General features: G+C 72.1%; 30 protein-coding genes and 1 pseudogene. 17 read left to right on the forward strand and 14 right to left on the reverse strand.

Annotated features, from left to right (window positions below):
* Nucleotides 1-35: 35 nt before the first annotated feature.
* Both BJF86_RS13785 and BJF86_RS13790 read right to left on the reverse strand, forming a co-directional pair.
* Nucleotides 36-860, reverse strand: a complete 825-nt coding sequence (locus BJF86_RS13785; protein ID WP_075819781.1) for an HAD family hydrolase — start codon at nt 858-860, stop codon at nt 36-38.
* 2 nt (nt 861-862) lie between these two features.
* Nucleotides 863-1195, reverse strand: coding sequence for a rhodanese-like domain-containing protein (locus tag BJF86_RS13790; protein WP_022923327.1), 333 nt, complete (start codon nt 1193-1195; stop codon nt 863-865).
* Between the two features lie 148 nt (nt 1196-1343).
* On the opposite strand from BJF86_RS13790, the gene BJF86_RS13795 reads away from it, so the two are divergent.
* The 3 genes from BJF86_RS13795 to BJF86_RS13805 all read left to right on the forward strand — a co-directional run bounded on the left by BJF86_RS13795 (nt 1344) and on the right by BJF86_RS13805 (nt 3769).
* Nucleotides 1344-1811 carry a hypothetical protein gene (locus BJF86_RS13795; protein WP_075819783.1) on the forward strand — a complete coding sequence of 156 codons (468 nt, stop codon included), beginning with the start codon at nt 1344-1346 and terminating at the stop codon, nt 1809-1811.
* Between the two features lie 328 nt (nt 1812-2139).
* Nucleotides 2140-2415: a hypothetical protein gene (locus tag BJF86_RS13800; protein ID WP_075819785.1), complete on the forward strand. Its 276-nt coding sequence runs from the start codon at nt 2140-2142 to the stop codon at nt 2413-2415.
* Between the two features lie 145 nt (nt 2416-2560).
* Entirely contained in the window at nt 2561-3769 is a 1209-nt protein-coding gene (locus tag BJF86_RS13805) for an ATP-binding protein (RefSeq protein WP_075819787.1), read from the forward strand.
* A gap of 97 nt (nt 3770-3866) precedes the next feature.
* Here the strand turns inward: BJF86_RS13805 and BJF86_RS13810 are convergent, their stop codons facing one another.
* Nucleotides 3867-4205: a hypothetical protein gene (locus BJF86_RS13810; protein WP_075819788.1), complete on the reverse strand. Its 339-nt coding sequence runs from the start codon at nt 4203-4205 to the stop codon at nt 3867-3869.
* 70 nt (nt 4206-4275) lie between these two features.
* Nucleotides 4276-4596 carry a dienelactone hydrolase family protein gene (locus BJF86_RS19615; RefSeq protein WP_321166198.1) on the reverse strand — a complete coding sequence of 107 codons (321 nt, stop codon included), beginning with the start codon at nt 4594-4596 and terminating at the stop codon, nt 4276-4278.
* Between the two features lie 19 nt (nt 4597-4615).
* On the opposite strand from BJF86_RS19615, the gene BJF86_RS19620 reads away from it, so the two are divergent.
* The 3 genes and pseudogenes from BJF86_RS19620 to BJF86_RS19085 all read left to right on the forward strand — a co-directional run bounded on the left by BJF86_RS19620 (nt 4616) and on the right by BJF86_RS19085 (nt 5841).
* Entirely contained in the window at nt 4616-4852 is a 237-nt protein-coding gene (locus BJF86_RS19620; protein ID WP_321166199.1) for a hypothetical protein, read from the forward strand.
* A 395-nt stretch (nt 4853-5247) separates the two neighbouring features.
* Nucleotides 5248-5358 (forward strand): annotated as a pseudogene (locus BJF86_RS19880) (transglycosylase family protein); the annotation flags it as partial.
* 54 nt (nt 5359-5412) lie between these two features.
* Nucleotides 5413-5841: a universal stress protein gene (locus tag BJF86_RS19085; protein ID WP_187345627.1), complete on the forward strand. Its 429-nt coding sequence runs from the start codon at nt 5413-5415 to the stop codon at nt 5839-5841.
* 10 nt (nt 5842-5851) lie between these two features.
* Here BJF86_RS19085 and BJF86_RS13830 read toward each other — a convergent pair whose 3' ends face one another.
* The 7 genes from BJF86_RS13830 to BJF86_RS13860 all read right to left on the reverse strand — a co-directional run bounded on the left by BJF86_RS13830 (nt 5852) and on the right by BJF86_RS13860 (nt 14474).
* Nucleotides 5852-7438 (reverse strand): cation:proton antiporter, encoded by a 1587-nt coding sequence (locus tag BJF86_RS13830; protein ID WP_075819790.1) that lies wholly within the window; start codon nt 7436-7438, stop codon nt 5852-5854.
* Nucleotides 7439-7529: 91 nt separating this feature from the next.
* On the reverse strand, nt 7530-8252 hold the full coding sequence (locus BJF86_RS13835) for a type 1 glutamine amidotransferase (protein ID WP_083653121.1): 723 nt from the start codon (nt 8250-8252) through the stop codon (nt 7530-7532).
* A gap of 30 nt (nt 8253-8282) precedes the next feature.
* Entirely contained in the window at nt 8283-9470 is a 1188-nt protein-coding gene (locus BJF86_RS13840) for an ABC transporter ATP-binding protein (RefSeq protein WP_075819792.1), read from the reverse strand.
* Nucleotides 9467-10573 carry an ABC transporter ATP-binding protein gene (locus BJF86_RS13845; protein ID WP_075819794.1) on the reverse strand — a complete coding sequence of 369 codons (1107 nt, stop codon included), beginning with the start codon at nt 10571-10573 and terminating at the stop codon, nt 9467-9469. The genes BJF86_RS13840 and BJF86_RS13845 overlap by 4 nt, the downstream gene beginning before the upstream one ends.
* 11 nt (nt 10574-10584) lie before the next feature.
* Complete coding sequence (locus BJF86_RS13850; protein ID WP_028131026.1) at nt 10585-11493, reverse strand: ABC transporter permease; 909 nt, start codon at nt 11491-11493, stop codon at nt 10585-10587.
* Nucleotides 11494-11617: 124 nt separating this feature from the next.
* Nucleotides 11618-12625 carry an ABC transporter permease gene (locus BJF86_RS13855; RefSeq protein WP_075812834.1) on the reverse strand — a complete coding sequence of 336 codons (1008 nt, stop codon included), beginning with the start codon at nt 12623-12625 and terminating at the stop codon, nt 11618-11620.
* A gap of 151 nt (nt 12626-12776) precedes the next feature.
* Nucleotides 12777-14474 (reverse strand): ABC transporter substrate-binding protein, encoded by a 1698-nt coding sequence (locus BJF86_RS13860; protein ID WP_075819795.1) that lies wholly within the window; start codon nt 14472-14474, stop codon nt 12777-12779.
* Between the two features lie 154 nt (nt 14475-14628).
* Between BJF86_RS13860 and BJF86_RS13865 the strand changes: the two genes are divergently transcribed.
* The 4 genes from BJF86_RS13865 to BJF86_RS13880 are packed head-to-tail and all read left to right on the forward strand — an operon-like array spanning nt 14629 to nt 18407.
* The gene (locus tag BJF86_RS13865) at nt 14629-15033 is read left to right on the forward strand and encodes an NUDIX domain-containing protein (protein ID WP_075819797.1); all 405 of its coding nucleotides are present in this window, start codon (nt 14629-14631) and stop codon (nt 15031-15033) included.
* Nucleotides 15034-15084: 51 nt separating this feature from the next.
* Complete coding sequence (gene typA / locus BJF86_RS13870; protein WP_075819799.1) at nt 15085-17004, forward strand: translational GTPase TypA; 1920 nt, start codon at nt 15085-15087, stop codon at nt 17002-17004.
* 3 nt (nt 17005-17007) lie between these two features.
* The gene (gene mshB, locus BJF86_RS13875; RefSeq protein WP_143553855.1) at nt 17008-17904 is read left to right on the forward strand and encodes an N-acetyl-1-D-myo-inositol-2-amino-2-deoxy-alpha-D-glucopyranoside deacetylase; all 897 of its coding nucleotides are present in this window, start codon (nt 17008-17010) and stop codon (nt 17902-17904) included.
* Complete coding sequence (locus BJF86_RS13880) at nt 17901-18407, forward strand: flavin reductase family protein (RefSeq protein ID WP_237767506.1); 507 nt, start codon at nt 17901-17903, stop codon at nt 18405-18407. The genes mshB and BJF86_RS13880 overlap by 4 nt, the downstream gene beginning before the upstream one ends.
* A gap of 61 nt (nt 18408-18468) precedes the next feature.
* Here BJF86_RS13880 and BJF86_RS13885 read toward each other — a convergent pair whose 3' ends face one another.
* Entirely contained in the window at nt 18469-18894 is a 426-nt protein-coding gene (locus BJF86_RS13885; protein WP_075819803.1) for a hypothetical protein, read from the reverse strand.
* 194 nt (nt 18895-19088) lie between these two features.
* On the opposite strand from BJF86_RS13885, the gene BJF86_RS13890 reads away from it, so the two are divergent.
* From BJF86_RS13890 to BJF86_RS13900, 3 genes are all read left to right on the forward strand, one after another.
* Nucleotides 19089-20303, forward strand: coding sequence for a VanW family protein (locus BJF86_RS13890; RefSeq protein WP_075819805.1), 1215 nt, complete (start codon nt 19089-19091; stop codon nt 20301-20303).
* A gap of 72 nt (nt 20304-20375) precedes the next feature.
* Entirely contained in the window at nt 20376-20702 is a 327-nt protein-coding gene (fdxA, locus tag BJF86_RS13895) for a ferredoxin (RefSeq protein WP_075812830.1), read from the forward strand.
* A gap of 54 nt (nt 20703-20756) precedes the next feature.
* Nucleotides 20757-22061 carry a citrate synthase gene (locus BJF86_RS13900; RefSeq protein ID WP_075812828.1) on the forward strand — a complete coding sequence of 435 codons (1305 nt, stop codon included), beginning with the start codon at nt 20757-20759 and terminating at the stop codon, nt 22059-22061.
* Nucleotides 22062-22070: 9 nt separating this feature from the next.
* On the opposite strand, the gene BJF86_RS13905 is transcribed toward BJF86_RS13900, so the two are convergent.
* A complete protein-coding gene (locus BJF86_RS13905; protein WP_083653123.1) occupies nt 22071-22901 on the reverse strand; it encodes a hypothetical protein in 831 nt (276 codons plus the stop codon).
* Nucleotides 22902-22958: 57 nt separating this feature from the next.
* Between BJF86_RS13905 and BJF86_RS13910 the strand changes: the two genes are divergently transcribed.
* Genes BJF86_RS13910 through BJF86_RS13925 form a run of 4 tightly spaced genes read left to right on the forward strand, consistent with a single transcriptional unit; the run spans nt 22959 to nt 25952 of the window.
* Nucleotides 22959-23714 carry a TIGR00730 family Rossman fold protein gene (locus BJF86_RS13910; RefSeq protein ID WP_075812824.1) on the forward strand — a complete coding sequence of 252 codons (756 nt, stop codon included), beginning with the start codon at nt 22959-22961 and terminating at the stop codon, nt 23712-23714.
* Between the two features lie 42 nt (nt 23715-23756).
* On the forward strand, nt 23757-24104 hold the full coding sequence (locus BJF86_RS13915) for a DivIVA domain-containing protein (RefSeq protein ID WP_075819809.1): 348 nt from the start codon (nt 23757-23759) through the stop codon (nt 24102-24104).
* Nucleotides 24082-24717, forward strand: coding sequence for a DNA-3-methyladenine glycosylase I (locus tag BJF86_RS13920; RefSeq protein ID WP_075819811.1), 636 nt, complete (start codon nt 24082-24084; stop codon nt 24715-24717). The genes BJF86_RS13915 and BJF86_RS13920 overlap by 23 nt, the downstream gene beginning before the upstream one ends.
* Nucleotides 24714-25952 carry a hypothetical protein gene (locus BJF86_RS13925; protein WP_075819813.1) on the forward strand — a complete coding sequence of 413 codons (1239 nt, stop codon included), beginning with the start codon at nt 24714-24716 and terminating at the stop codon, nt 25950-25952. Before BJF86_RS13920 ends, BJF86_RS13925 begins: the two co-directional genes overlap by 4 nt.
* Nucleotides 25953-25971: 19 nt before the next feature.
* On the opposite strand, the gene BJF86_RS13930 is transcribed toward BJF86_RS13925, so the two are convergent.
* On the reverse strand, nt 25972-26775 hold the full coding sequence (locus tag BJF86_RS13930) for an enoyl-CoA hydratase/isomerase family protein (RefSeq protein WP_075812816.1): 804 nt from the start codon (nt 26773-26775) through the stop codon (nt 25972-25974).
* Nucleotides 26776-26780: the final 5 nt, after the last annotated feature.

The following is a 26780-nucleotide window of genomic DNA, read 5'->3' on the forward strand; positions in this document are numbered from 1 at the left end:
CTGTCCGCTGCAGTCGCGCACCGCCGGGCTCAGGATCAGGCCGGACGGCGGAAGACCTGGGCCTGCCAGCCGAACGCCCGTGCCGCCTCGACGTTCGCCGGCCGGTCGTCGGTGAAGCGCACCTCGGCCGGGGAGACCTCTCGCCCGAGGCGACGCGAGATCTCGGCGTGCGCGGCGGCATACGCCTGCGGATCCGGCTTGGCGGCACCCAGGTCATGGGTGTTGAGCAGGGAGGGGACGAGCCGCCCCAACCCGATCTGCTCGAGCTCCGCCGGCACCCGGTCCGTCCCGTTGGTGAAGACGAAGACCGGTGTGCCCTTCGCCCGCAAGTCGTCGACGAGCTCCACGGTCGCGGCGACGGGGGTGCCGCGATCGCGCTGCCACCCCTGCACGACCTGCGCGACGAGCGGCTCGGGGTGGCCCAGCTCGAGCAGCCGGGCGGTCAGGGCCCGGACCCACGCGGCGTACGTCGTCTTGCCGACCACCATCTGTCCGGCCTGCGGCAGGGAGAAGGCCAGCTCCGGCAGACCCTCGCGAGGCAGCCCCAGCTCGCGCTCGTTGCGCGTGCGCTCCCCGCTCGCGTCGAAGTCCCGCAGCACGCCGTCCAGGTCCAGGACCGCGATCCGCGCCCGTCGCAGGAAGGACGCGAGCCGCCAGACCCGCGCGGGAACCTCCTTGGCGGCCACCACCGCGTCGACGCGGATCGACTCCTCCCCGCGGTCGGAGCGGACGCGGAGGTGCTGCGGGCCACGCTCGACCAGCACACCGACGGTGTCCGTGGCCCGCGCCCCGTCCTCGAGCAGGTGGCGCACCACGACCCGCGAGCCCACGGTGAGCGGCTGGATCAGGGCGTCAGGCATCCTCAGGCGACGGTGGGCTCACGGCCGTCGGCGCCGCCGACCAGGGTCTTGCCGGCCCGGTCCCAGGCCTGCATGCCCCCGTCCACGTTGACCACGTCGAAGCCCTGCTGGACCAGCCACTGGACGGCACGGCCGGACCGGCCGCCGCTGCGGCAGACCACCGGCAGCGAGGTCTGCGTCTCGGGCAGCTCGTCGATCCGGGCGGGGAGGTCGCCCAGGGGCAGGTGGACCGCGCCGGGGGCGTGGCCCGCGGCCCACTCGTCCGGCTCCCGGACGTCGACGACGACGGCGTCGTCGGGGAGGTCGGTCACGGCGATGCTCGGGATGTCGCTCATGCCCTCACTATGACACCGATGCGGTATGCCGGTAGCTAGGGCGGGAGACACCCCGGGGGTCACAGTGGGCGGCGGCTGAGCACCGCCGTCGGTGATCGCCACCCATCCATCGAATGCTCCGGTCTGTGCCGGAAGGGGACAACACCGCATGACGACCGCCTCCACGGGTGCCACCGAGTCGCGCCTGCCCTCCCGCAGCAGGGACAAGCGCCCGGCCCTGGCCCTGCTCGCGCTGCTGCTCGTGCTGGTCGGCGCCCTGGGAAGTGCGCTCCTGGTCTACCGGACCGGCAACCGGGTGCAGGTGCTGGTGGCCCAGGACACCATCCGACAGGGTCAGCAGGTCACCGCGGAGGACTTCACCGTCGCCGAGATCGCCTTCGAGGAGGGCACCGAGGTCGTGAGCGCCTCTTCGGTGGACGAGTTCGTCGGCGCGCAGGCGGTCACCTCGAACCCGGCCGGGAGCCTGGTCTCGGGACAGATGTTCACCGCGTCCGAGCTGGCGCCGGCGGGCGCGCAGCAGGTGGGCGTCGTCGTCGCGTCGAGCGAACGCCCCTCGGACACCCAGGCTGGAGACATCGTGCGCGTCTTCGCGACCGCGGCCCCCCGGCGCTGCTGAAGAAGTCCGGCAACGGCATCTTGCTCAACCCCCAGTCGAGCGCGGACGCCGACCTCTTCGGTGCCCGGCTCAACCGCTCGGCCTTCGGGCAGTCCTTGCCGCCAGGTGGGGCGACCGCATCGTGGCCGGGCAGCCAGAGCGCGTGCAGGTGATCTGGCCCGGCTGAGTGTGGCAGGTTGATGCCGATCTGGCCGCTTGGCTGGAGGCGGTCGGCCTGGCGCTGGACACCACGTCGTCGGTCTGCATAATGTGGGCGGCAGATCGCACCGAGGGTGAAACAGGGGGGCGGTCGTGACCAAGCACACGAACCCAGAAGGGGAGAAACAACATGTCCGTTGGTGGTGAACTCGCTACGCTGCGAGACCTGCACAAGACGCTCGACACCTCGGCGCTGGACATCCAGCGCGTCTCCAACGACATCACCAAGTCGCTGGACGGCACGGTCTGGACCGGCGCCAACTCGGAGAAGTTCCTGGAGGCGTGGGGCACCTTCAAGCCGACGCTGACCCCGAAGCTCGTCGACGCGCTCAGCGAGGCCAAGGAAGACGTCAAGACGCAGCACAACAACCTGGCCGCCGCCACCGGCGAGTCGGACCGCATCTGACGTCTTCGTCGACAGCCTGGGCCGGGGAGCGCAACGCTCCCCGGCCCTCGCTGTGTCTCGGGGTCGACACGGGGTGGGGACGGCGACGATGCCCTCGTCTGCGTGTCTCTGCCAGATCCGCTAGAGAAGCGCATACTGTGCCGTCGTGGATCCGATCCGAAACCCATATGCCCCTGGGGCGGGCCAGCGCCCGCCCGAGCTCGCCGGCCGCGACGAGCAGCTCGACCGCTTCGGCGTCGTGCTGGAGCGCATCGCCCGCGGTCGCCCCGAGCGGTCGATGGTGCTCACCGGTCTGCGCGGCGTCGGCAAGACGGTCCTGCTCAACGCGTTGCGGGGCACCGCGGTGCGCGGCCGGTGGGGGACGGGGAAGTACGAGGCGCGGCCGGAGCAGGGGATGCGCCGCCCCATGGCCGCCGCGCTGCACGTCGCGGTGCGCGAGCTGGGGCACCCGCAGGGCGACGAGGTGGACCACGTGCTGGGCGTCATCAAGGCGTTCGCGCAGAAGGACCAGCCGGGCGCCAAGCTACGGGACCGGTGGAACCCGGGCATCGACGCTCCCGCCGTCACCGGACGGGCCGACTCCGGCGACATCGAGATCGACCTGGTCGAGCTCTTCTCCGACGTGGGCGGGCTCGCGGCCGACGTCGGCAAGGGAGTCGCCGTCTTCATCGACGAGATGCAGGACCTGCAGCCCGAGGACGTCTCGGCGATCTGCGCGGCGTGTCACGAGCTGAGCCAGTCTGCGCTGCCGGTGATCGTCGTCGGCGCCGGGCTGCCGCACCTGCCCGCGGTGCTCTCCGCGAGCAAGTCCTACTCCGAGCGGCTCTTCCGCTACACCCGCATCGACCGGCTCTCGCGCGAGCAGGCCGAGCGGGCGCTGCAGCTGCCGGCGGAGGACGAGGACGCCGCGTGGTCCATCGAGGCGCTGGAGGCGATGTATGCCGCGACCGGCGGCTACCCCTACTTCCTGCAGGCCTACGGCAAGGAGGTGTGGGACCTGGCGCCGGAGTCGCCGATCAGCGCCGAGGACGTCCGGGTCGCCGGGCCCGAGGCGGAGGCCGAGCTGGCGGTCGGCTTCTTCGGGAGCCGCTACGAGCGGGCCACGCCGGGGGAGCGGGAGTACCTCCGGGCGATGGCCGACCTCGCCGCCGAGCGAGCTGACTCAGGCGAGGAGCTGGACGACATCGAGTCGGTCGCGACCTCCGACATCGCCACCCACCTGGGCCGCAAGCCGCAGTCGCTCTCACCCGCCCGGGACGCGCTGCTCAAGAAGGGGCTGATCTACTCCGGCGAGCGGGGTCGCATCGCCTTCACCGTGCCGCACTTCGGGAGGTACCTGCGCGAGCACACGTGAGAGGCTGGGCGGCCGTGCCTTCGACGCGCCGAACACTACCGGCTGCAGCGTTCACGTGAACGCTGCAGCCGTTATCGGTAGGCGTGTCGCAGGGACGTCAGCCCGCCACCGCGGGTCGCCGGGCGACCATCAGGTGGCGGGTGGAGTGGGCGACGGAGGGCTCGCCCCGCCGCAGCTGTGCGTCCAGACGGCGCAGCGGCTCGGCATACCGCTCGACATCGAAGTCCGGCACCCACCAGACGCACGTGCGCAGGACCCACACCACCGCGCCGATGTCGTGGAACACCATCCGGCAGCGGGCGGTGCGAAGGTCGTCGACGCGCAGCCCGGCCTGCTCGGCACCGGCGACCTCGTGGACCGAGTCACGCCCCTGGCGTGACTCCGGGAGCGGTCCGAGCAAGAACTCGATGAGCTCGAACGCCGAGGCAGGCCCCACGTGCTGGGCGAGGTACTCGCCGCCCGGCCGCAGGACCCGGTGGATCTCGGGCCCGTCCGGGCTCGTGCCCTCAGACAGTGGTGAGGAACTGCTGCACCCGGTCCAGCAGCAGCGCTGACGCCGCTGCGTCGTAGGCCGCCAGCGAGCGGTCGGTGAAGAGGTGCGCGTCCCCCGGGTAGACGAACAGCTCTGCGACCGGCGTGGACGCGGCGAGCTCGCGGGCCGAAGGAAGGTCCTCGTCGAAGAACTCGTCGCCCTCCATGCCGTGGATCTGGACCGGCACACCCTCCGGCCAGCGCTCGCCGAACTCGCTCACCGGCAGGCAGGAGTGCAGCAGCAGGGCCCCGTGCGCCCCGGGATCGGTCTGCGCGAGCCGTTGCGCGATCGTCACCCCCGAAGGACATGCCGGCATGGACGAGCCCGGGCCCCAGACCCTCCGCCGCGGCGGCGCCGCGCTCGCGGAGCACGTCGAAGCCGGTCTCCTGCGCGAAGGCGAAGCCCTCCTCGATGCTGCCGAAGGTGCGCCCTTCGAAGAGGTCCGGCGTGTGGACGGTATGCCCGGCGCCCCGCAGCTCGTCGGCGAAGGCGTGCACGCCGGGCGTCAGGCCCTGGATGTGGTGGAAGAGCAGTACCTCAGCCATGCGTGACCTCCCGGTCGTCCGACGACGTCTCGTGCGTCGATGCTAGATGCTCGACGACCCGGACGTGAGGAGTCTCACGTGAGCGCGCGACCCCGCTGGTCAACGCGCTGCCGAGGGCGTTCCTGACCGGAGTCTGACCGTGACGTGGGTGCGGCGTCCAGACTTCTGTCGCACGGTGGTGAGCGGTCGCGGGGGAGCCTGCGACCCGTGTCCCCTGTACTCCACCCTGTGAGGTTTCACCCCATGCAGCACCGTGCCACTCGTCCGCGCCGCCTCGGCGCCGCCGTCGCCGTGACCGGCCTGGCCGCGCTCGCCGGCACCGTCTCCGCCGGCTCGGCCCAGGCGCCAGCGGCGCCACCTGGGACGCCGTCGCCCAGTGCGAGTCCGGCGGCAACTGGAGCATCAACACCGGCAACGGCTACTACGGCGGCCTGCAGTTCGCCCAAAGCACCTGGGAGGGCTTCGGCGGCACGCAGTATGCCGCGCGCGCCGACCTCGCCAGCCGCGAGCAGCAGATCGCCATCGCCGAGAACGTCCTGGCCGGTCAGGGCCCCGGCGCCTGGCCGGTGTGCTCGGTCGAGGCCGGCCTCACCGCGGGCGGCCCGGCCCCCGCCGAGCCCGAGCCCGCCCCGGCGCTGGCCGAGCTCACGGGATCGTCGGTCACCGCCCTCACCACCTGGTTCCTCGAGGTGGTCGACGGGTATGTCGTCACCGAGCCGGGCAGCCCGGAGTGGGCGGCCGTGGAGCGGCGCCACGCGGAGACCGTCGTGCGGGTGCTGCAGCCGGCGGTCGAGGCCTACCCCGACGTGCCGGTCGAGTGGGAGGTCCGTCGCGGCCCGGTCGTGCCGACGCTGCTGGAGGCCGCGCAGGGGTGGGACGCCCTGGTCCTCGGCAGCCGTGGCCGCGGCAGCATCCGTGGACGCCTGCTGGGGTCGGTCAGCCAGCGGCTCATGCGCAGCGCCCCCTGCCCGGTCATCGTGTCCCGCGCGCCGTGACGCTCCGGGCTCACAGCCCGCCGGTCGTCGCCTCCGCGGCCCGCTCGGCGATCGTGGCGCCCGCGCCCTCGTAGAGGTTGACGACCACGTCGGCGCCCCGGGCCTCCAGGTCACCCACCTCGTCGTCGTACTGCGCCACGGCAGCGATGACCCCGTCGTAGTCGCTCTCGGTGAGCTGCTGCAGCGCGACCTTGTTGGCGCCGTGGAAGGGCATGGCGAGGACGACGATCTCGACCTGCCGGGTCGACTCCAACCGGCCCCAGAAGTCGCCGTCGGCGGCGTCGGCCTCGACGATGCGCATACCCTGCTCGCGCAGCTTCCCCACCCGGCTGGGGAGGTTCTCGACCCCGAGGACGTCCAGGCCGTAGACCTCGGACAGCTCGGTGTAGGCGCTGCGACCGATGCGTCCCATGCCCATGATGACCGCCCGCGCGTCGCCGAAGGAGATCGGCAGCTCGTGCGGGTGCACGTCGTGAGAGGGGTGCATGGGCATGACCGAACGGGCCCAGCGCAGGATCGCGTCCGACTTCTCGTTGATGAGGGTGGCCGCGACGAAGCTGGTCGCGACCGCGACCGACATCACGACCAGCCACTCCTCGTCCAGCATCGCGCCGGACACCGCCACCGAGGTGACGATCAGCCCGAACTCGGAGTAGTTGCCGAGCAGGACACCGGCCTTCACCGAGGTGCGGCGTCGCAGCTTCTGCCGGTCGAGGAGGAAGACGTAGAGCCCGATCTGGGCCGGCAGCAGGAGCAGCAGCAGCACCCCCAGGACCGCCGAGGAGGTCGTGGGCATCCCGATGAAGCCGATCGAGACGAAGAAGCCGATGAGGAGCAGGTCCTTGAGCAGGAAGAGCGAGTGCGACAGGTCGCTGGCCGCCTTGTGCCCGGCCAGCAGCATGCCCACGACGAGCGCGCCGAGGTCGCCCTTGAGGCCGACCGCGTCGAAGGCGGCGTAACCGGGGCCCAGCGCCATCGCCAACCCGAAGAGCGCCTGCATCTCGCCGTGCGGGATGCGGTCCCACAACCAGCGACCGAGCCAGGTCACCGGCACCAGGGCGAGGACGACCGGGATCGCCCAGATGCTGGGGATCCGGCCGCCCGACATGGTCATGAAGATCACCGCGGCCAGGTCCTGCATGACCAGGATGCCGATCGCGACCCGGCCGTAGAACGACTGCAGCTCGGCGTGCTCCTCCAGCACCTTGACCACGAAGACGGTCGAGGAGAAGGAGAGCGCGAAGCCCACCAGCGCCAGGGTCTGGAGGTCGAGGCCGCGCAGGAGGGGGTAGCCGAGGAGGCCGACCAACCACAGGAAGGTCGTCCCCACGGCGACCGACAGCGCCATGTGGCCGACCGTGGTGACCCACACCTCCCGGGACAGCAGGCTGCGGACGTTGAGCTTGAGCCCGATGCCGAAGAGCAGGAGCGTGACGCCGAGGTCGGCGATGAAGTCGAGGTAGGGCAGCTCGTCGACACCCAGCCAGTTGAGGGCGAAGCCGGCGAGCAGGAAGCCGAGGAGCGCCGGCAGCCGCATGGTCGTGGCGAGCAGCCCGGCGACGAAGGTGGCGGCGATGAAGATCGCTGCGTCGCTCATGGCGGTCTCCTGACGGCGCGGGCCCCTCGTCTCGTGACGTCATCTTCCCACGCCGGGCACGGGGTGGTCCTCACCACCCGTGACGCCGACGTCAGGCCGGCAGCGCCGCGGGGGCGCTCGCGAGCTCGCCGAAGCGACGCAGCAGCCGCTCCCACGCCGGGTGGAGCTCGTCCTGCCGGGAGCGCAGCTCGTGCAGGGCGGCGACCTCCGCCTCGTGCTGCTGTCCCTCGGTCCACCCGAGGACGATGTCGGCGTCGACCTCGGGATGGAACTGCACCCCCCAGGCACGGGCACCGAGGCGCACCGCCTGGACCGTGCCGTCGGGAGCCCGGGCGAGGACCTCGGCCGACCTGGGCAGCACCGTCGCGACGTCGCCGTTCCAGTGCAGCAGCTCGTCCCGCTCGTCGAGCACGTGGGTGAGCGGGTCGGTCCGCCCGGCCGGGGTGGGCGACCAGGGCAGCAGGCCCCGCGTGCGCCCCTGCGGGTGGGCCGCCACCTCCCCGCCGAGCGCCACCGTCGCGAGCTGGTGCCCCAGGCAGATGCCGAGGAAGGGCATACCGCCGGCGACGACAGAGGTGATCAGGGCCCGGGTCGGCAGCAGCCAGCGGTGCTCGCGGTCGTCGGTCGCGGACATGGAGCCGCCGAGGACGACGAGCGCGACGTGCTCGGTCAGGGTCGCGGGGAGGGCATACCCCTCGTGCGCGGGGAGCACCTCGCAGGTCAACCCCGCACGCTCCAGCCAGGGCAGGAGCAGGCCGGGCGGCGCCTTGTCCTCGTGCTGGACGACGAGCACCCGTGCGCTCGCTGGTCTCATGGGCCCCAGGCTAGCCCCGGCGGACGCGGATCAGCCGCCGGTGTCCGGCATGTCGCGGGCCGCGAAGCCGGCGCTGCTGACGTCCTCGTCCTGCTCCGGCCCGGCCCAGTAGGGCTGGTCCTCGCCCTCCTGGGCGGCGTCGACGGTATGCCGGGGGAGCTCTCCGGAGGCGATCTGCTCGGCGTAGTGGCAGGCCACCCGGTGGGTGCCGGGGACTCCCTCGATCTGCACCTCGCGCAGCTGCGGACGCTCGTCGTCGCAGCGGGTCTCCTGGCGCCAGGGGCAACGGGTGTGGAACCGGCAGCCGGCCGGCGGGTTGGCGGGGGAGGGCAGGTCGCCCACGAGCAGGATCTGCTCACGGGTGTCCTCGACCGTGGGGTCGGGGACGGGCACGGCCGAGAGCAGCGCGCGGGTATAGGGGTGCAAGGGGCTGTCGTAGAGGTCCTGCGCGTCCGCCTCCTCGACCAAGGACCCGAGGTACATCACCCCGATCCGGTCGCTGATGTGGCGGACCACCGCCAGGTCGTGCGCGATGACCAGGTAGGTCAGCCCGAACTCCTCCTGCAGGTCACCGAGCAGGTTGATGACCTGGGCCTGCACCGAGACGTCCAGGGCGCTCACCGGCTCGTCGGCGACGATGAGCTGCGGGTCGACCGACAGCGCCCGGGCGATGCCGACCCGCTGGCGCTGGCCCCCGGAGAACTCGTGCGGGTACTTCGAGAGGGCGGCTGCGGGCAGGCCGACAGCGGTCAGCAGCTCGGACAGTCGCTGCCGTGCGGCCTTGCCGTCCTTGGCCATGCCGTGGGCGCGCATCCCCTCCAGGAGCAGCTGCTCCACGGTCTGTCGCGGGTCCAGGCTGCCGAGCGGGTCCTGGAAGACCATCTGCATGTGCCGCCGCTGACCGCGCAGCTTCTCGCCCTTGAGGGTGGACAGGTCGACCCCGTCGAAGTGGACCTCGCCCTCGGTGATGGGCTCGAGCTGCAGCACCGCCCGGCCGAACGTCGACTTGCCGCAGCCGGACTCGCCGACCAGGCCGTAGGTCTCGCCGCGCCGGATCTGGACGTCCATGCCGTCCACCGCGTAGACGTGGCCGACCGTGCGGTCGATGATGACGCCCTTCTTGATCGGGAAGTGCACCTTGAGCCCGCGGACGTCGACGAGCAGGTCCTGCGCGGACTCCGACCTGCCGCCGGTCTCCTCCCGGGTGGCGGTGCTCATGCCGTGCCCTCCTGCGGGTGGTCGGGATGGGCGTCCTCCCGGCCGTGGGTGCGGATGTCGTCCAACGGGTTCTCCTCCAACGGGTGGTGGCAGCGCAGCAGCCGGTCCGGCCCGAGCCCGTCCCGGTCCGGCACCAGGTCCGGCGTGGTGCTCCGGCAGGCCTCGACCTCGGAGGAGCAGCGGGGCGCGAAGGCGCACCCGCCCTCCCACGGGATGTTGTCGGCGACCGACCCGGGCACCGGGTTGAGCCGGCGGCCGCGCTCCTCGGTGAGCCGGGGGATGGAGGCCAGGAGGCCACCGGTGTAGGGGTGCCGGGGCCGGGCGAAGAGGTCGTGCCGCTCGGCCCGCTCGACGACCTTGCCGCCGTAGAGGACGTTGACCTGGTCGCACAGGCCGGCCACCACCCCGAGGTCGTGGGTGATCATGATGAGCGCGGTGCCGGACTCGGTCACGAGCTCGCGCAGCAGCGCCAGGATCTGGGCCTGGATGGTCACGTCCAGAGCGGTGGTGGGCTCGTCCGCGATGAGCAGACGCGGCTCGCAGGCCAGCGCCATGGCGATGAGGGCACGCTGCCGCATCCCGCCCGAGAGCTGGTGCGGGTACTCCTTGAGCCGCCGGGTCGGGTCGGGGATGCCGACCTTGTCCAGCAGCTCGGTGGCCCGGCGGCCGGCAGGCCCGGGCTTCATGCCCTGGTGCGCCTGGAGCACCTCGGCCACCTGCGTCCCGAGCGGCACGACCGGGTTGAGCGAGGACAGCGGGTCCTGGAAGATCATCGCCAGCTCGCTGCCCCGCCGCTCGCGCAGCTGCTCCTGGCTCAGAGTCAGCAGGTCCTGTCCGTCGAACCGGACCTCTCCGGTGACGGTGTTGCCGCGTGCGGGCAGCAGCCCCATGATCGCCAGCGAGGTCACCGACTTGCCGCAGCCGGACTCGCCGACGAGGCCGACGGTCTGGCCGGGCCGGACGTCGAAGCTCACGTGGTCGACGGCGGTGAAGGCCCGTCGACCCCTGCCGAAGGTCACCGACAGCTCGTCGACGCTGAGCAGCGGCTCCCCGGAGCCGGGGCCGGGGCCGTTCGTGGTCGTGGTGGTCGCGGTATGCGTCATCGTCGGCCTCCTCAGCGCCGGGACTTCGGGTCGAGGGCCTCCCGCAACGACTCGCCCATGAGGGTGAAGCCGAGCGCGACGACGATGATGCACACCGCCGGGTAGACCGCGACGTGCGGGTAGGAGTTGAAGAAGACCTGTGCCTTGCCCAGCATCTGTCCCCACTCGGGCACCGAGTCGTCCTGGCTGCCGAGGCCGAGGAAGGACAGCGCCGCCGCGTCGATGATCGAGACCGCGAGGACGAGTGTGCCCTGGACGATGACCGGCCCGAGCGAGTTGGGCAGCATGTGCCGGAAGACGATGGCCGCGGGCCGCACCCCGAGCGCCCGCGCCGCCAGCACGTGGTCGCTGTGCCGCTGCGAGATCATCGACCCGCGCAGCAACCGCGCGAAGATCGGCACCTGGATGATCGCGATGGCGGCGATGACCGTCCACTGGCTCGGCCGGGCGAAGAGCGCCGCGATCGAGAAGGCCATGAGCAGCGAGGGGATCGACAGCATCACGTCGACGATGCGCATCACCACGCTGTCCGCCCACCCGCCGATGCCACCGGCGATCGTGCCGAGGGTCATGCCGCCGAGCAGCCCGCCGAGGGTGGCCATGACGCCGACGATGAGGGTCTGCCGGGCGCCGACGAGGAGCCGGGAGAGGGTGTCGCGCCCGGCGTTGTCGGCCCCCAGCGGGAAGCCCTCCTGGGCCGGGGGGATGGGCGTCGCCGGCGTGACCTGGGAGATGAGCAGCCGGGCCGCGGGGTCGTGCGGCGCGAGCCAGGGGGCGATCGCCGCGATGATGACGAAGACGGTGACGATGGCGAGCCCGACGAGGAAGACCGGGTCGCGCCGCAGCCGGCGCCACGCGCTCTGCCACAGGCTGACACCCTCGCCCGCGGAGAGGGTGCCGGCCTCGGCCAGCGCGTCGATGCGCTCCTTCTTCCGGTCGCCGAGCGCACCGAGCGCGGACCGGTGCGAGGGGCGCTGCGCGGTGTCGTCGTCGCGTGCCGCGGTGGGGGAGGTGTCGTGCGTGTCGGTCACAGGATGCTCCTCGTCAGGTCCGCACGCGCGGGTCGATGATGGCGTAGGTCACGTCGACGATGAGGTTGACGATGATGTAGATCAGGGCGGCCATCATGATGAGCACCTGCAGCACGGGATAGTCCCGCAGCTCGAAGCCCAGGGCGAGGGCCTGACCGATGCCGGTGAAGGCGAAGACCTTCTCGGTGAGGACCGCGCCCGCCAGCAGCGCGCCGATCTGCAGGCCGATGATCGTGACGACCGGGATCAGGGCGTTGCGCATGATGTGCCGGGCCCGGATGGTCTGCCGCCGGAGCCCCTTGGCGCGGGCGGTGCGGACGTAGTCCTCGTCCATGACGTCGATGACGGCTGCCCGGGTGATGCGGAAGATGATCGCGAAGGGGATCGAGCTCAGCGCGATGCCGGGCAGGATGAGGTGCTTGAAGGCGTCCCACGCGGCGTCCCACTCCCGTGTCAGCAGACCGTCGAGGACGTAGAAGTTCGTGATGTGCGTGGCGTTGATCGTGACGTCCTGCCGGCCCGAGGGAGGCAGCCAGCCCAGCTGGACGGCGAAGATGTACTTCAGCACGTAGGCCAGGAAGAAGACGGGGACGGCCACGCCGACCAGGGAGAAGATGATGCTGCCGGTGTCGAAGACACCCCCGCGGCGTCGCGCCGCGAGGTAGCCCAGCGGGATCGCGAAGGTCAGCGCCAGCACCATCGCGAAGATGCTGAGCTCGATGGTGGCGGGGAAGCGCTGGGTGAAGACGTCCAGGGCCGGCTGACCTCGGTAGACGCCGTTCGAGATCCCGAAGTCCCCCTGCACCGCGCGCTCGAGGAAGCGCCAGTACTGCACGGGGAGGGGTTGGTCCAGTCCGAGCGCGGCACGCAGGGCTGCGGCCGACTCCGGCGTCCCGCGCTCGCCGAGCAGCGCGCTGACGACGCCGCCCGGGAGCGAGCGCAGCCAGGCGAAGAGCAGCACGCTGAGCACGAAGAGCGCGAGCACCGCCTGCAGCATCCGGCGGACGATGAATCTGAGCACGGTGGCTGCTCCGCTTCTGTGCGTGCCGCCCGGTCGGCGGCAGGGGTCTCAGGGACAGGTGTCGGTGTCGTCCGGCGACGAGACTAGACGCGTGGCGGGCCGAACCCCAAGGGTCCGACCCGCCACGCGTGTCATCGCTGCAGCGCCTGCGTCACTCGCTCAGCGTGATGGTCGAGAAGTCCTCGGCCGTGAGCGGGCTGGGGATCAGGCCCTCGACGTTCGGGCCGACCACGATCGCGGGCGGGCTGTGCGACAGCGGCAGGCCCGGCAGCCAGTCCTCGCTCATGATGTTGGCGTTGAGCTCGGTGTAGAGCTGCTCGCGCGTCGCCTCGTCGGCCTCGGCGTCGGCGGCCTGGAGCTGCTCCTGCAGGTCGGAGTTCCAGTCGTAGGCGCTGGTCCCGAACTGGTTGTCGTCACCGCAGAAGAAGGCGCACAGGAAGTTGTCCGCCGAGTTGAGGTCACCGGTCCAGCCCAGGAAGTAGGCGGGCGCCCGCGAACTCGTCGTATCGTCGATGTAACCACCGTTCCACGGCTTGGTGACCGGCTCGACGGTGATGCCCGCGGCCTCCCAGTCGGTGCGGACCGCGTCGAAGACGCGCTGCGGGTCCGGCATGTAGGGCCGGGTCACCTCCGAGGGGTACCACAGCTCGATCGTGAGGTCGGACGCGCCGGCCTCCTCGAGCAGCTCCTGCGCGCGCTCCACGTCGTACTCGTAGGGGGCGATGTCGCCGTTCCAGCCGCTCACCGTGTCCGGCATGAACTGGGTGGCCACCGAGGCGCCCTCCGGGAGCTGGCTGGCGACCAGCTGCTCGCGATTGATGGCGTGGTAGAGCGCCTGCCGCACCAGCGGGTCCTCGAGCTGCTCGTCGGCGACCGGGTTCAACGCCAGGTAGAGCACGTTGAACGGGTCACGGATGAGGACCTGCTGACCGGCCTCCTCGAGCGCCTGCCAGTCGACCGGGTTGGGCAGGTCGTAACCGTTGATGGTGCCGGCCTCGAGCTCCTGCCGGCGGGCGTTCTCGTCCGGGATGATGTTGAAGACGAGGTTGGCGACCCCGGCGGTCTCGCCCCAGAAGTCCTCGTTGCGGGCGAGCGTCACGGTGCCGCCGGCATTGTCGTAGGACTCGAAGGTGAAGGGCCCGGTCCCGGTCGGGTGCTCCTGGGCGTACTCCGGGAAGACGAGCGCGTCGCCCTCGGCGGTGATGCCGTTGGCGTCGTACTCCTCCATCGCGGTGGGCGACTGGATGCCGTAGGAGGACTGCGAGAGCACCATCGGGAACTTGCCGGTCACGCGGCTGACGACCACCGTGGCGGTGAGCTCGTCGGTGGCCTCGCACGACTCGTAGAGGCTGTCGTCCCCGAAGCCGAAGTCGTTGCCGTAGTAGTAGGCCGCGGCCGGAAGCTGGCCGGTCTCGTTCTGGTCGGCCCAGCGCTCGAAGTTGGCGCAGACCGCCTCGGCGTTGAAGTCCGTGCCGTCGTGGAAGGTCACGCCCTCCTGCAGCTCGAAGGTCCAGGTGAGGCCGTCCTCGCTCTCCCAGCTGGTGGCCAGCTCGGGCACGCCCTCGGTGCCGCCGGGCTCGATGCCGATGAGGTTCTGGTAGATCTGCCGGGTGACCCGGAAGGTCTCGCCGTCGCTGGCGTAGAACGGGTCGAAGGTCGCCGGGGCGCCTGCCGCGCCGAAGACGAACGTCGCGTCGGAGGTCTCGCCGCCGCCCTCCTCCGACGATCCGGAGCCCTGCTCGTCTCCGCCCGCGTCCGAGCCCGAGTCGCGCTCGGACTCCGCGCACGAGCTCAGGACGAGGGCCAGAGCTGCACTGGTCGCGGCGATCGCGACCCTGCGGTTCTTCATCGTGCCTCCTACGTCAGGTGATGTCCGGGCATGGGTTTACCCGGTCTAACCGGTGAGGAGACCACACCGGGGGCCGGTTGCCAAGGGTGCCGGGCGCTTCGTGACGGGACCGTGACCTGCCCTGACGGCAACTGCAGCCTGCCAGGATGGGGGTATGCCCGTCATCGCCGCGATCGCCCTCTGCGACGACCTGGACCGGCCGACGGAGGTGCTCGCCGGTCGCCGCAGCGCCCCGCCGCGGCTGGCCGGCGGGTGGGAGTTCCCGGGCGGCAAGGTGGAGGCGGGCGAGGACCCGGCGGACGCCGCGGTGCGGGAGGCCCACGAGGAGCTGGGCGTGCGGGTGCGGCTCGGGGAGCGGGTCGGTGGGGCGTGGCCGCTGTCCGACCCCTGGCGGATGTGGCTCTGGTGGGCGGTCGCCGAGCCCGGCGGGGCGGCCCCGCTCCCGCTCGAGGACCACGACGAGCTGCGCTGGCTTCGCGCGCACGAGCTGTGGCAGGTCCCCTGGCTCGAGCACGACCTGCCGGTCGTCCGTCACCTCGAGCCGCTGCTGCACCGCTGAGGGGCGCGCGTGTGGTTCTCTGGGCCCCCGGCCGGGTGAGACACTGGCGCCATGCCCCACGGTGACCCCTCCTCCGGCCTGCCCTCCGCGCTGCGCGAAGACATCCGCAACGTCGCCATCGTGGCGCACGTCGACCACGGCAAGACCACGCTGGTCGACGCCATGCTGACCCAGGGCGGGGCCTTCGCCGACCACCGGGGGGACGCCTCCGACGTGGAGCGGGTCATGGACTCCGGCGACCTCGAGCGGGAGAAGGGCATCACGATCCTGGCCAAGAACACGGCCATCCGCTACGCCGGCGCCTCGGCCCCCGAGGGCGGGATGACGATCAACATCATCGACACCCCCGGGCACGCCGACTTCGGCGGCGAGGTCGAGCGCGGGCTGTCGATGGTCGACGGCGTCGTGCTGCTGGTGGACGCCTCGGAGGGCCCCCTGCCCCAGACCCGCTTCGTGCTGCGCAAGGCGCTCGCCGCGCACCTGCCCGTGGTGCTGTGCATCAACAAGGTGGACCGCCCGGACAGTCGGATCAGCGACGTCGTGGACGAGGTCTACGCCCTCTTCATGGACCTGCTCGACGAGCACGACCCGGCCCAGGTCGAGGCCGCCCTGGACTTCCCGGTCGTCTATGCCTCGGCCAAGGCCGGGCGGGCGAGCCTCGAGGCGCCCGTCGACGGTGAGCTGCCCGACAGCCCCGACCTCGAGCCGCTCTTCGCGACCATCCTGGAGACGGTCCCGGCACCGACCTACACGCCGGGCGCGCCGCTGCAGGCGCACGTGACCAACCTCGACTCCAGCCCTTTCCTCGGCCGGCTGGCGCTGTGCCGCGTCCACGAGGGCGAGATCCGCAAGGGTCAGCAGGTCGCCTGGTGCCGCCGCGACGGCTCGGTGACGCCGGTGAAGATCACCGAGCTGCTGCTCACCGAGGCGCTGGAGCGCAAGCCGGCCGAGCAGGCGGGGCCGGGTGACATCATCGCGATCGCCGGCATACCGGACATCACCATCGGTGAGACCCTCGCCGACCCGACCGAACCGGTGCCGCTGCCGCTCATCACGGTCGACGAGCCGGCCATCTCGATGACGATCGGCACCAACACCAGCCCGCTCGCGGGCCGGGTCAAGGGCGGCAAGGTCACCGCGCGCCTCGTCAAGGACCGGCTCGACAAGGAGCTCGTCGGCAATGTCTCGCTGCGGGTGCTGCCCACCGAGCGCCCCGACGCGTGGGAGGTCCAGGGCCGCGGGGAGCTGGCGCTGGCGATCCTCGTCGAGCAGATGCGCCGCGAGGGCTACGAGCTCACCGTCGGCAAGCCGCAGGTCGTGACCCGCGAGGTCGACGGGAAGCTGCAGGAGCCGGTGGAGCGGCTGACGATCGACACCCCGGAGGAGCACCTGGGGACGATCACCCAGCTCATGGCGGCCCGCAAGGGTCGGATGGAGCAGATGACCAACCACGGGACCGGGTGGATCCGGATGGAGTACGTCGTACCCTCCCGCGGACTCATCGGCTTCCGCACCGAGTTCCTCACCGAGACGCGGGGGACGGGCATCGCCCACCACGTCTTCGACGGGTATGCCCCCTGGTTCGGCGACATCCGCACCCGCCAGTCCGGGTCCCTGGTCTCCGACCGGTCCGGTGTGGCGACGTCCTACGCGATGTTCAACCTGCAGGAGCGCGGGACGATGTTCCTGGAGCCGACCACCGAGGTCTACGAGGGCATGATCGTCGGGGAGAACTCGCGCGCCGACGACATGGACGTCAACATCACCAAGGAGCGCAAGCTGACCAACGTGCGGTCCGCCGGGGCCGACGTCCTGGAGCGGCTCGTCCCGCCGCGTGTGCTCTCGCTGGAGCAGTCGCTGGAGTTCTGCCGCGAGGACGAGTGCGTGGAGGTGACGCCGGAGGCCGTGCGGGTGCGCAAGGTCATCCTCGACGCCAACCAGCGGGCGAAGGCCGCCCGGTCCCGGGGCTGAGCCGTGGACGGGCGCCCGGACCTGCGTGCGGGGATGCCGACGGACCGGCCGCTGCGCCTGGTCGCCGTGCATGCCCACCCGGACGACGAGACCCTGACCACCGGGCTCACGCTGGCGCACCACGTGGAGGCCGGCGACGACGTCCACGTCATCACCTGCACCCTCGGGGAAGAGGGTGAGGTCATCACCCCTGCGCTCGCCCACCTGGAGGGCGGCGAAGGTCTGGGCGAGCACCGCCGGGGTGAGCTGGACCGCGCCATGCGGGCCCTCGGCGTGCGGCACCAGTTCCTCGGCGGCGAGCGGCCGCGCTGGCGCGACAGCGGCATGGCGGGCTCGGCCGCCGCGGAGCACCCGCGGGCCTTCGCCGGTGCCGACGTGGAGGTCGCGGCCCGGACCCTCGCGGCGCAGCTCGGCCCGCTGCGGCCGGACGTGGTGCTCACCTACGACCCCTGGGGCGGTTACGGTCACCCGGACCACGTCCAGGCCCACCGCCTCACCGTCCGTGCGGTCGAGCTGCTGGGCGTGTCCGAGCCGGCGCCCCGGCTGTTCGTCGTCCTCACGCCCGCGAGCTGGGCGGCCCAGGACCGCCGGTGGCTGGCCGAGCACGTCCCTGAGGGGGTACGCAGCCCGGCCGGGGGCGTCGCCACGGTCCCCGGGCCGGACGAGCCCTACCCACCCTCCGTCGTCGAGGACGCGGCGGTCACGCACGCCGTCGTGGACGCCGGTGCGCTGAGCCGACAGCGGGAGGCCCTGCGGGAGCACCCGACCCAGGTGACGCTGCACGAGGGGTGGTACACCCTGTCCAACGACGTCGCGGCCCGGCTCCCCGGACGCGAGGCCTACGCCCGCTGGCCGCAGGCCCGCGAACGACTCGCCGAGGTGCAGGGGGTGCCGTCGTGACCGCGGCCCAGCCGGATCCGGTCGACCCGGCGGTCTACCGCCTGGCGATGGGTCGCTTCGCCAGCGGCGTGGCGGTGGTCACCGCCCGGCTGCGCGGTCACGACGTGGCGCTCACCGTGGACTCCCTGACGAGCGTGTCGCTGGACCCGGTGCTCCTCCTGGTGAGCCTGCACCCCGAGGCGCGGGTGCTCGAGGCGGTCGAGGACGGCTCGCCGCTCGGGGTCAGCGTCCTCTCCTCGCGCCAGCGGTGGGTGGCGCAGTGGCTGGGGGAGGTCGGGCGTCCGCTGCACGACCAGCTCGGTCGGGTGCCTCACCACCACGGGGCGGCGACCGGCACGGCGCTCGTGGACGACGCGCTGGCGACCTTCGAGTGCCGGACCGTCGACGTGCGGGAGGCGGGGGACCACCACCTGGTGCTGGGCGAGGTGCTCGGGCTCGAGGCGCGCCCCACCGACACCGGGGCGCTGGTGCACTACCGTGGACGGCTGGGAGAGCTGCGGTAGCCGGTGCCGCGCCGGGTCGGCGCGCCCGCACCGCGACCCGGCACCGTGTCCGGGCGACGCATCACGAGGAGACGGAGAGCTGATGGCTGACGCCACCGACCGACCCGGTCTGCGGGAGGAGAGCGAGGGCCGCGGCTGGTGGGCCGTCGTAGGCCGCCTGGCGGCGGCGCTGCTGGTGCTCGCGGTGATCTACGTCGGCGCGGCGTTCTACTTCAAGGACCGACCGGCATCGGGGGTCAGCGTGGCCGGGGTGGACATCGGCTCCCTCACCGAGGCGGAGGCTCGGGCGGAGCTCGAGCGGGAGCTGGGGGACCGCGCCACCGAGCCGCTGCTGCTGGAGGTGGAGGCCGACGGTGCCGAGGGTGAGCCGGGGCAGCCCGTGGAGCTGGACCTGGTGCCGCAGGAGGCGGGCCTGACGTTGGACCTGGACCGGACCCTGCGCGGGGTCACGGGCCTGTCCTTCAACCCGGTCCGCATCTGGGACCACGTGGCCGGTGCCGACCGGGACCTGCCGCTCTACGGCGCCGTGGACCGCGAGCCCTCGAGGCCGAGCTGGGCCGGTTCGCGGAGGACTACGACAGCACTCCGGTCGAGGGCGAGATCAGCCTGTCCGCCGACGGCCTGCAGGTCACGGACGCCCGCGACGGCCGAACCCTGGACGTCGAGGGCACGGCGGAGGAGGTGGGGCAGGCCTGGGAGCAGCAGGTCTGGGACGGCGAGAGCGGGGACGAGCGCGAGGTCGCCGCGGTCGCCACCGGCCAGCGCCCCGAGCTCACGGCGCAGGAGATCGACCGGTTCACCGAGGAGGACCTCGACCCGGCCCTGGACGCCCCGGTCGTGGTGCGCGCCAGCAGGGGAGAGGGTGACGACGAGGAGACGGCACGGGCCGAGCTGGCCCGGCGCGACCTGCTGCAGCTGCTGCGGGTCCAGCAGGACGGAGGGGACCTCACCCTCGGCATCGACGAGGAGGCCACGCTCGCCCGCATCCGCCAGGACCTGGGTCGCCTGGAGCGTGGACCGCGGGACGCCACGGTGCGGCTCGCAGGCTCCGACGTGGAGGTCGTCGGCTCCCGGGTCGGCTACGCCCTCGCCGAGGACGGGCTCGTCGATGCCGTGCGCGAGGCGCTCCCGGCCCAGGGTGATGCCCGCACGATCAACGCGGACGTCGAGACGATCGAGCCCGAGATCCCCACCTCGGTGTCGGAGGACTGGAGCTTCAGCGAGATGGCCTCCTTCTCCTCGACCTTCCCGACCGGGGCGAGCAACGAGGCCCGCACCGCCAACCTGCGCGCGGGGGTCGCCAACGTCAACGGCACCGTCGTGATGCCGGGCGAGCAGTTCAGCCTGGGTGCCGCTCTCGGCGACATCACGGCGGCCAACGGGTATGTCGAGGCCCCCGTTATCGTCGACGGGCGGCTCGTCATGGGCATGGGCGGGGGGCTCTCCCAGATCTCCACCGTCGTCTTCAACGCGAGCTGGTTCGCCGGGGTGCAGCTGGACGCCCATACGCCGCACTCGTTCTACATCTCCCGCTACCCGGCGGGTCGGGAGGCGACCCTGGCCATCCCGTCCATCGACAACGTCTGGACCAACGACACCGACACCCCCGTCGTGGTGCAGACCTGGATCAGCGGCGACGACATCGTCATGGTGCTGCTGGGTGACCGGCAGTACACCGTGGAGACCGTCGACGGCGCCCGCCGGGACGTCACGACGGGCGAGCGGCGCGTGGACGACCGTGCGGACTGCGTGCCGCAGGCCCCGGCCGACGGCTTCACCATCCGCAACACCAGGATCCTGCGCAGCGGGGGCGAGGAGGTCGGCCGGGACGACTTCACCACGACCTACGACGCCGCCGACGAGATCGTGTGCATCAACCCGCAGGCCGGGTCCTGAGCGGTCGGGCACGCGGTCGGACCGCTCCACCCCGTGGCGTCACGGGCTCCGGCGACGCCGTAGTCTGTGCCCATGACGTACGTGATCGCCCAGCCCTGCGTGGACCTGAAGGACAAGGCCTGCATCGAAGAGTGCCCGGTCGACTGCATCTACGAGGGTGAGCGCTCGCTCTACATCCACCCCGACGAGTGCGTCGACTGCGGTGCCTGCGAGCCGGTCTGCCCGGTGGAGGCGATCTACTACGAGGACGACGTCCCCGAGGAGTGGGCCGACTACTACAAGGCCAACGTCGAGTTCTTCGACGACCTGGGCAGCCCCGGCGGAGCGGCCAAGATGGGCGTCATCGCCAAGGACCACCCGGTCGTGGCAGAGCTGCCGCCGCAGAGCCACGACGAGTGACCTGACCCTCGACCCGCACACCCTCGCACGGCCCACCACCTCCAGGAGGACCTGATGACCGACACCACCAGCAGCACCAACGCGGCCAGCCTCACGCACGGCGAGCACGAGTTGTCCCTGCCCGTCGTGCCCGCGGCCGAGGGCAACAACGGCCTGGACATCAGCGCCCTGCTGAAGACCACCGGTGACGTGACCTTGGACGTCGGCTTCGTCAACACCGCCTCCTGCCAGTCCGAGATCACCTACATCGACGGTGGCGAGGGCATCCTGCGCTACCGCGGCTACCCGATCGACCAGCTCGCCGAGCAGTCGACCTTTCTGGAGACGAGCTACCTGCTCATCTACGGCCACCTGCCGAGCGCCTCTGAGCTGGAGGACTTCGACGGGCGGCTGCGCCGGCACACCCTGCTGGTCGAGGACATGAAGAACTTCTTCGACGGCTTCCCCCGCGACGCCCACCCGATGTCGGTGCTCTCCTCCGGCGTGTCCGCGATGGGCACCTTCTACCAGGACAGCCTGGACCCGCACGACCCGGAGGCCGTCGAGATCTCCACGATCCGGCTCATGGCCAAGCTGCCGACGATCGCGGCCTACGCCTTCCGCAAGAGCCGGGGGCAGTCGATCCTCTACCCGGACAACGACTACAACCTCGTCGAGAACTTCCTGTGGATGACCTTCGGGCAGCCCACCGAGAAGTACGAGCTCGACCCGGTCGTGGCCCGTGCCCTGGACCAGCTCTTCATCCTGCACGCCGACCACGAGCAGAACTGCTCGACCTCCACGGTCCGGCTCGTCGGGTCCTCCGAGGCCAACCTCTTCAACTCCATCTCGGCCGGCATCCACGCCCTCTCCGGTCCGCTGCACGGCGGGGCCAACAGCGCGGTCCTGGCGATGCTGGAGCAGATCAAGGCCGACGGCGGCGACGTCGGCGAGTTCGTGCGCAAGGTCAAGGACAAGGAGGACGGGGTCAAGCTCATGGGCTTCGGCCACCGGGTCTACAAGAACTACGACCCGCGCGCCGCGATCGTCAAGGACACCGCGCACGAGATGCTCGCCAAGGCCGGCGACAACCCGTTGCTGGAGCTGGCCGCCGAGCTGGAGCAGAAGGCGCTGGAGGACGACTACTTCGTGGAGCGCAAGCTCTACCCCAACGTCGACTTCTACACCGGTCTGATCTACGAGTCGATGGGCTTCCCCACCGACATGTTCACCGTGCTCTTCGCGATCGGCCGGCTGCCCGGCTGGATCGCGCAGTATCGCGAGATGATCGCCGACCCCGCCACCAAGATCGGCCGACCCCGTCAGGTCTACGTCGGCGAGGGCGAGCGCTCCTACGTCCCCGTCGACCAGCGCGGCTGACCGGAGGGCTCAGCCGACCTCGACGACGACGGCGGTGGGTGACCCCTCGCCGTCGACGTCCGACCACTCGCCGGAGCGACGGTCCCAGGCGCGGCCCTGGACCCGCACCGAGCCGACGTCCTCCGCCTGGGCGTGCGTCACGGCCCACGTGGCCGCCGCCCAGGCCTGCCGCGCGTCCCCAGGGTCCAGGACCACCGTCTGGCCGTCCACCTGGGCCGGCATCCCGAGCTGGGCGAGCGCCTTGTCGGCGAGCGCCTGCGCCGACCCGGCCTGGGTCTCGTCGGCGACGCGGCAGGTGAGGTCGGTGCCCGTGCCCTCCTGCCCGGTGAGGATCGAGGCGAGGACCCGGCCCTCCTGCTCGTGGTCGGCATACGCCTCCGGGAAGGCGCTGCGCTGCACCTCCTGCGCCACCTCGGTGACCACCCCCTGGTCCCAGCCCTCCACCTGGACCAGCGCGTCGTAGAAGGCGTTGCTGGCGTAGACCGGGTCGGTGATCTGCTCCACCGAGCCCCACCCCTGGCTGGGGCGCTGCTGGAACAGGCCCTGGCTGTCGGCGTCGCCGTAGCGCAGGTTGCGCAGCTTGCTCTCCTGGATCGCGGTCGCCAGGGCGATGGACGCGGCCCGCGGCGGCAGCCCCCGCTGCACCGACACCGCGGCGATCGTGCCGGCGTTGGCCGCCTGCTCCGGCGTGAGCCGGACCTCCTCTCCGGCGGCGGTGAAGACGCAGCGGGAGGGGGACAGCTCGGCGGCGGCCCACCGCGTGCCGAGCACCGCCCCGGTTGCGGTGAGGCCGACGACGAGGACGGGCACCATCAGACGGGAGGCGCGGGAGCGGGTCATCGGTACCAGTCTAGGGAGCATCCGCCACGGCCCTGCGGCTGGCGTAGGGTCGGTGCCGTGACACGCAGCGACTACCACCAGGGGCCGGTGACGCTGCGGGGGACGCAGGTGCCGCGTACCACCACCGACCAGCGGCTGCTCGACGACGCCGGGCCCACCGACTGGGTCCACTCCGACCCGTGGCGGGTCATGCGCATCCAGGCCGAGTTCGTGGAGGGTTTCGGCGCACTCGCCGAGATCGGCCCGGCGGTGGCGGTTTTCGGCTCGGCCCGGACCCCGGCCGACCACCCCTACTACGCGCTCGGGGTCCAGGTGGGGCGGGCGTTGGCCCAGGCCGGGTATGCCGTCATCACCGGGGGCGGTCCCGGCGCCATGGAGGCGGCCAACAAGGGCGCGTCGGGAGCCGGCGGCACCTCGGTGGGGCTCGGCATCGAGCTGCCCTTCGAGACCGGGCTCAACGAGTACGTCGACCTCGGGATCGACTTCCGCTACTTCTTCGTGCGCAAGACGATGTTCGTGAAGTACTCCGAGGGCTTCGTCGTGCTGCCCGGTGGGGTGGGCACGTTGGACGAGCTCTTCGAGGCGGTCACCCTCATCCAGACCGGCAAGGTGACCAACTTCCCGATCGTGCTCGTCGGCCGGTCCTACTGGGCGCCCCTGCTGGACTGGCTCGAGCGGACCCTGCTGGCCGAGGGCATGATCTCGCCGGGCGACCTCGACCTGATGCGCGTGACCGACGACGTGGAGGAGGTCGTGCGGTGGGTCACCCGCCATCGGCAGGGCCGCGAGGCGCCCGGGGAGCGGGACGTCTGAGCAGGCCCGGGGCGGGTTCTTGCACCGGCCCACCGACGTGCCATGATCGGTGCCGTGATCATCGTCGGGGTCGTCGCTGGGGTGGTCGCCCTCGGCGCGGTGCTGGCGTGGGCGGTCGCCCGTCGTGACCTGCCCGGGACGCCGGAGGCGGTGGGCACGCAGTCGGCACAGGGGCTCCCGGCCGGTCCGGTGGGGCCGGGCGAGGTCCGGTCGCTGCGCTTCGACCAGGCCCTGCGCGGCTACCGCATGGAGCAGGTCGACGGGACGCTGGAGCGGCTGGCTCTCGAGCTGACCGAGCGGGACGCGGAGATCGCGCGGCTGCGCGGCGAGGAGGGGCCACCGACCATCGACGACGACAGGGGGAGCGATGCAGCGCACCGACGACAGTGATCTCTTCGTGGGGCAGGACGGCGTCGCCCGGTGCGGGTGGCCCGGCATCAACCACGCCGACTACCGGGACTACCACGACCGTGAGTGGGGCAAGCCGGTCCACGGCGAGAGCGCCCTGCTCGAACGTCTGTGCCTCGAGGGTTTCCAGAGCGGGCTCTCGTGGTTGGTGATCCTGCGCAAGCGCCCCGGCTTCCGTGAGGCCTTCGCGGGCTTCGACGCGGACGTCGTGGCCCGCTTCACCGAGGCCGACGTGCAGCGGCTGCTGCAGGAGGAGGGGATCGTGCGCAACCGCCGCAAGATCGAGGCGACCATCGCCAACGCCCGGGCCACGATCGAGCTACGTGAGCACGGCGGCCTCGAGGAGCTGCTCTGGACCCATGCGCCCGAGCCCACACCCCGCCCCCGCAGCTTCGCCGACGTGCCGACGCAGACCTCCGAGTCCGAGCTGCTCGCCAAGCGGCTGCGCAAGGCGGGCTTCGAGCAGGTCGGTCCGACCACCCTCTACGCCGCCATGCAGGCCTGCGGGCTGGTCGACGACCATCTGGTGGGCTGCTTCCGGGCCGGCTCCTCCCGGTCCGGGTCGCGGCTGACGGAGATGCGCCGCACCTCATGACGGCGGCGTCCCGCGAGCGGCGCCGCACCGGTCGCCGCGCGCTCGACCTGCGCTTCGTCGGGACCGTCCTGCTGCTGTGGTCCGCGCTCCGTGCGGTGAGCGGGCTGATCCTGTGGCGGCTGGCGCACCACCACCAGGACCCCTCGGTCTACGACGACGCCGGGGTGGGGCTGTACTTCCAGTTCGCCACGCTGTGGGACGGGCAGTGGTACGAGCGGATCGCGACGGAGGGCTACCCCGTCGAGCTCCCGGTCGGCGCGGACGGACTGGTCCAGCAGAACCCGTGGGCGTTCTACCCGGTCTTCCCGCTGCTCGCCCGGGGGCTCATGGGTCTCACGGGGTGGCCGTTCGCCGTCGCCGGTCCCGTGGTCGCCACCGTCCTGGGGTATGCCGCCGCGCTGGTCGTCGCCGGTCTGCTCCGCGAGCGGGTCGGCACCGTCGGTGCGCTGGCGGGGGTGGCCCTGCTCGGCGCCTACCCGAGCTCCCCGACCTTCCAGGTCGCCTACACCGAGTCGTTGGCGCTGCTCGTCCTGGCCGGCGCGCTCTGGCTGCTGGTGCGCGAGCGGTGGTGGGCGGCCGGCGTCGTCGCGCTGCTCACCGGGCTGGCGCGCCCGGTGGCGCTCCCGCTGGGTCTGGTGGCCCTGGTCGTGGTCGTGGCGCGGTGGCGCGAGCGGGGCACCCGCCCGGTCGCGGCGGGGGAGTATGCCGGGATGGCCGCGGCGCTGCTCGGGTGCGGCCTCGCCGGGCTCGTGTGGCCGGCGGTCGCCTGGTGGGGCACGGGCCGGGCGGACGCCTACACCGCGACGATGTCCGCCTGGCGTGGCGGTGAGGCCGTGCTGCCCTTCCTGCCCAGCATCGAGCGCGCCCAGTGGTTGTGGGGTGACCTCGCCGGGCTGCTGGTGCTGGCGGCCGGGATCGGGCTGCTGGTGCTCGCGGTCGTGGGGCCGTGGGCGGCCGGTCTGGGGCTGGCGCTGCGCACCTGGTGCCTGGGCTACGCGCTCTACCTCTTCGCGGCCCTGGACCCGTGGACGAGCCTCTACCGCTACCTCATGCTGCTCTTCCCGCTCTTCGTGGTGCTCGCGGGTGCCGGGTGGGCACCGGGCCAGGGGCCGCGGCGCCCGCGCTGGCTGCTCCCGGCGCGGACCGCCGCGCTGGTCGTGCTGATGGTCGCGGCGCAGGTGTGGTGGGGCTGGTACCTCTTCCGCTTCGAGCCGCCCAGCGACTACCCGCCGTGACCCCCGGAGGCCGGGACGATCACCGGCCGCGGTAGACGGGCTTCTCCTTGGCGAGGAAGGCGTCCACAGCGGTGCGGTGGTCCTCGCTGGTGCCGGTCCGGGTCATGAGCTGGTCCTCGACCGCCAGCGACTCGGCCAGGCCGTGGCCGGCGGAGAAGGCGACCGCCCGGCGCACCGCGCCGTAGGCGAGCGTCGGGCCCGCGGCCAGCTCCTGGGCCACCTGGGCAACCCGGTCGCCGAGCTCGGCGTCGGGGACCACCTCCGTGGCCAGCCCGAGCTCCAGCGCCTCCTGCGCGGGCACGGTGCGCGGGAAGAGGAGCAGCTCCTTGGCCCGGGCGGTGCCGACGAGGCGGGGGAGCGACCAGGACGTCCCGGAGTCGCAGGACAGGGCGATCCCGGTGAAGGCGAGGTTGAAGCCCGCCGACGCGGCGACGTAGCGCAGGTCGCAGGCGAAGGCGAAGGCTGCCCCCGCCCCGGCGGCGACGCCGTTGACCGCCGCCACCACCGGCTTGTCCATCGTCGCGAGCAGCTCGACGACCGGGTTGTAGTGCTCGGAGACCGTGCGCCACAGCGCCTCGGCGTCCTGGCCCAGCAGCCCGACGTGCTCCTTGAGGTCCTGGCCGACGCAGAAGGCCCGACCGGACCCCGTCAGCACCACGCACCGCACCTCGGGGTCGGCCGCCACCTGCTGCAGCGCCGCGAGGAGCACCTCCTTGGTGGCGACGTCGAGCGAGTTCATCGCCTCCGGGCGGCCCAGGGTGAGGGTGGCGACGCCCGTCGCGGGGTCGTGCTCGACGCGGACGGGGGAGGTCTCGGTGCTCATCGGGC

It is taken from the genome of Serinicoccus sp. CNJ-927 (assembly GCF_001942435.1).
Taxonomy (GTDB): domain Bacteria; phylum Actinomycetota; class Actinomycetes; order Actinomycetales; family Dermatophilaceae; genus Ornithinicoccus; species Ornithinicoccus marinus.

Coding starts and splice junctions, on each gene's coding strand:
- BJF86_RS13785 (WP_075819781.1), bottom strand. CDS start 860: ATGCCTGACGCCCTGATCCAGCCGCTCACCGTGGGCTCGCGGGTCGTG.
- BJF86_RS13790 (WP_022923327.1), bottom strand. CDS start 1,195: ATGAGCGACATCCCGAGCATCGCCGTGACCGACCTCCCCGACGACGCC.
- BJF86_RS13795 (WP_075819783.1), top strand. CDS start 1,344: ATGACGACCGCCTCCACGGGTGCCACCGAGTCGCGCCTGCCCTCCCGC.
- BJF86_RS13800 (WP_075819785.1), top strand. CDS start 2,140: ATGTCCGTTGGTGGTGAACTCGCTACGCTGCGAGACCTGCACAAGACG.
- BJF86_RS19620 (WP_321166199.1), top strand. CDS start 4,616: ATGGACGAGCCCGGGCCCCAGACCCTCCGCCGCGGCGGCGCCGCGCTC.
- BJF86_RS13830 (WP_075819790.1), bottom strand. CDS start 7,438: ATGAGCGACGCAGCGATCTTCATCGCCGCCACCTTCGTCGCCGGGCTG.
- BJF86_RS13835 (WP_083653121.1), bottom strand. CDS start 8,252: ATGAGACCAGCGAGCGCACGGGTGCTCGTCGTCCAGCACGAGGACAAG.
- BJF86_RS13840 (WP_075819792.1), bottom strand. CDS start 9,470: ATGAGCACCGCCACCCGGGAGGAGACCGGCGGCAGGTCGGAGTCCGCG.
- BJF86_RS13845 (WP_075819794.1), bottom strand. CDS start 10,573: ATGACGCATACCGCGACCACCACGACCACGAACGGCCCCGGCCCCGGC.
- BJF86_RS13860 (WP_075819795.1), bottom strand. CDS start 14,474: ATGAAGAACCGCAGGGTCGCGATCGCCGCGACCAGTGCAGCTCTGGCC.
- BJF86_RS13865 (WP_075819797.1), top strand. CDS start 14,629: ATGCCCGTCATCGCCGCGATCGCCCTCTGCGACGACCTGGACCGGCCG.
- typA (WP_075819799.1), top strand. CDS start 15,085: ATGCCCCACGGTGACCCCTCCTCCGGCCTGCCCTCCGCGCTGCGCGAA.
- fdxA (WP_075812830.1), top strand. CDS start 20,376: ATGACGTACGTGATCGCCCAGCCCTGCGTGGACCTGAAGGACAAGGCC.
- BJF86_RS13900 (WP_075812828.1), top strand. CDS start 20,757: ATGACCGACACCACCAGCAGCACCAACGCGGCCAGCCTCACGCACGGC.
- BJF86_RS13905 (WP_083653123.1), bottom strand. CDS start 22,901: ATGACCCGCTCCCGCGCCTCCCGTCTGATGGTGCCCGTCCTCGTCGTC.
- BJF86_RS13915 (WP_075819809.1), top strand. CDS start 23,757: ATGATCGGTGCCGTGATCATCGTCGGGGTCGTCGCTGGGGTGGTCGCC.
- BJF86_RS13920 (WP_075819811.1), top strand. CDS start 24,082: ATGCAGCGCACCGACGACAGTGATCTCTTCGTGGGGCAGGACGGCGTC.
- BJF86_RS13925 (WP_075819813.1), top strand. CDS start 24,714: ATGACGGCGGCGTCCCGCGAGCGGCGCCGCACCGGTCGCCGCGCGCTC.
- BJF86_RS13930 (WP_075812816.1), bottom strand. CDS start 26,775: ATGAGCACCGAGACCTCCCCCGTCCGCGTCGAGCACGACCCCGCGACG.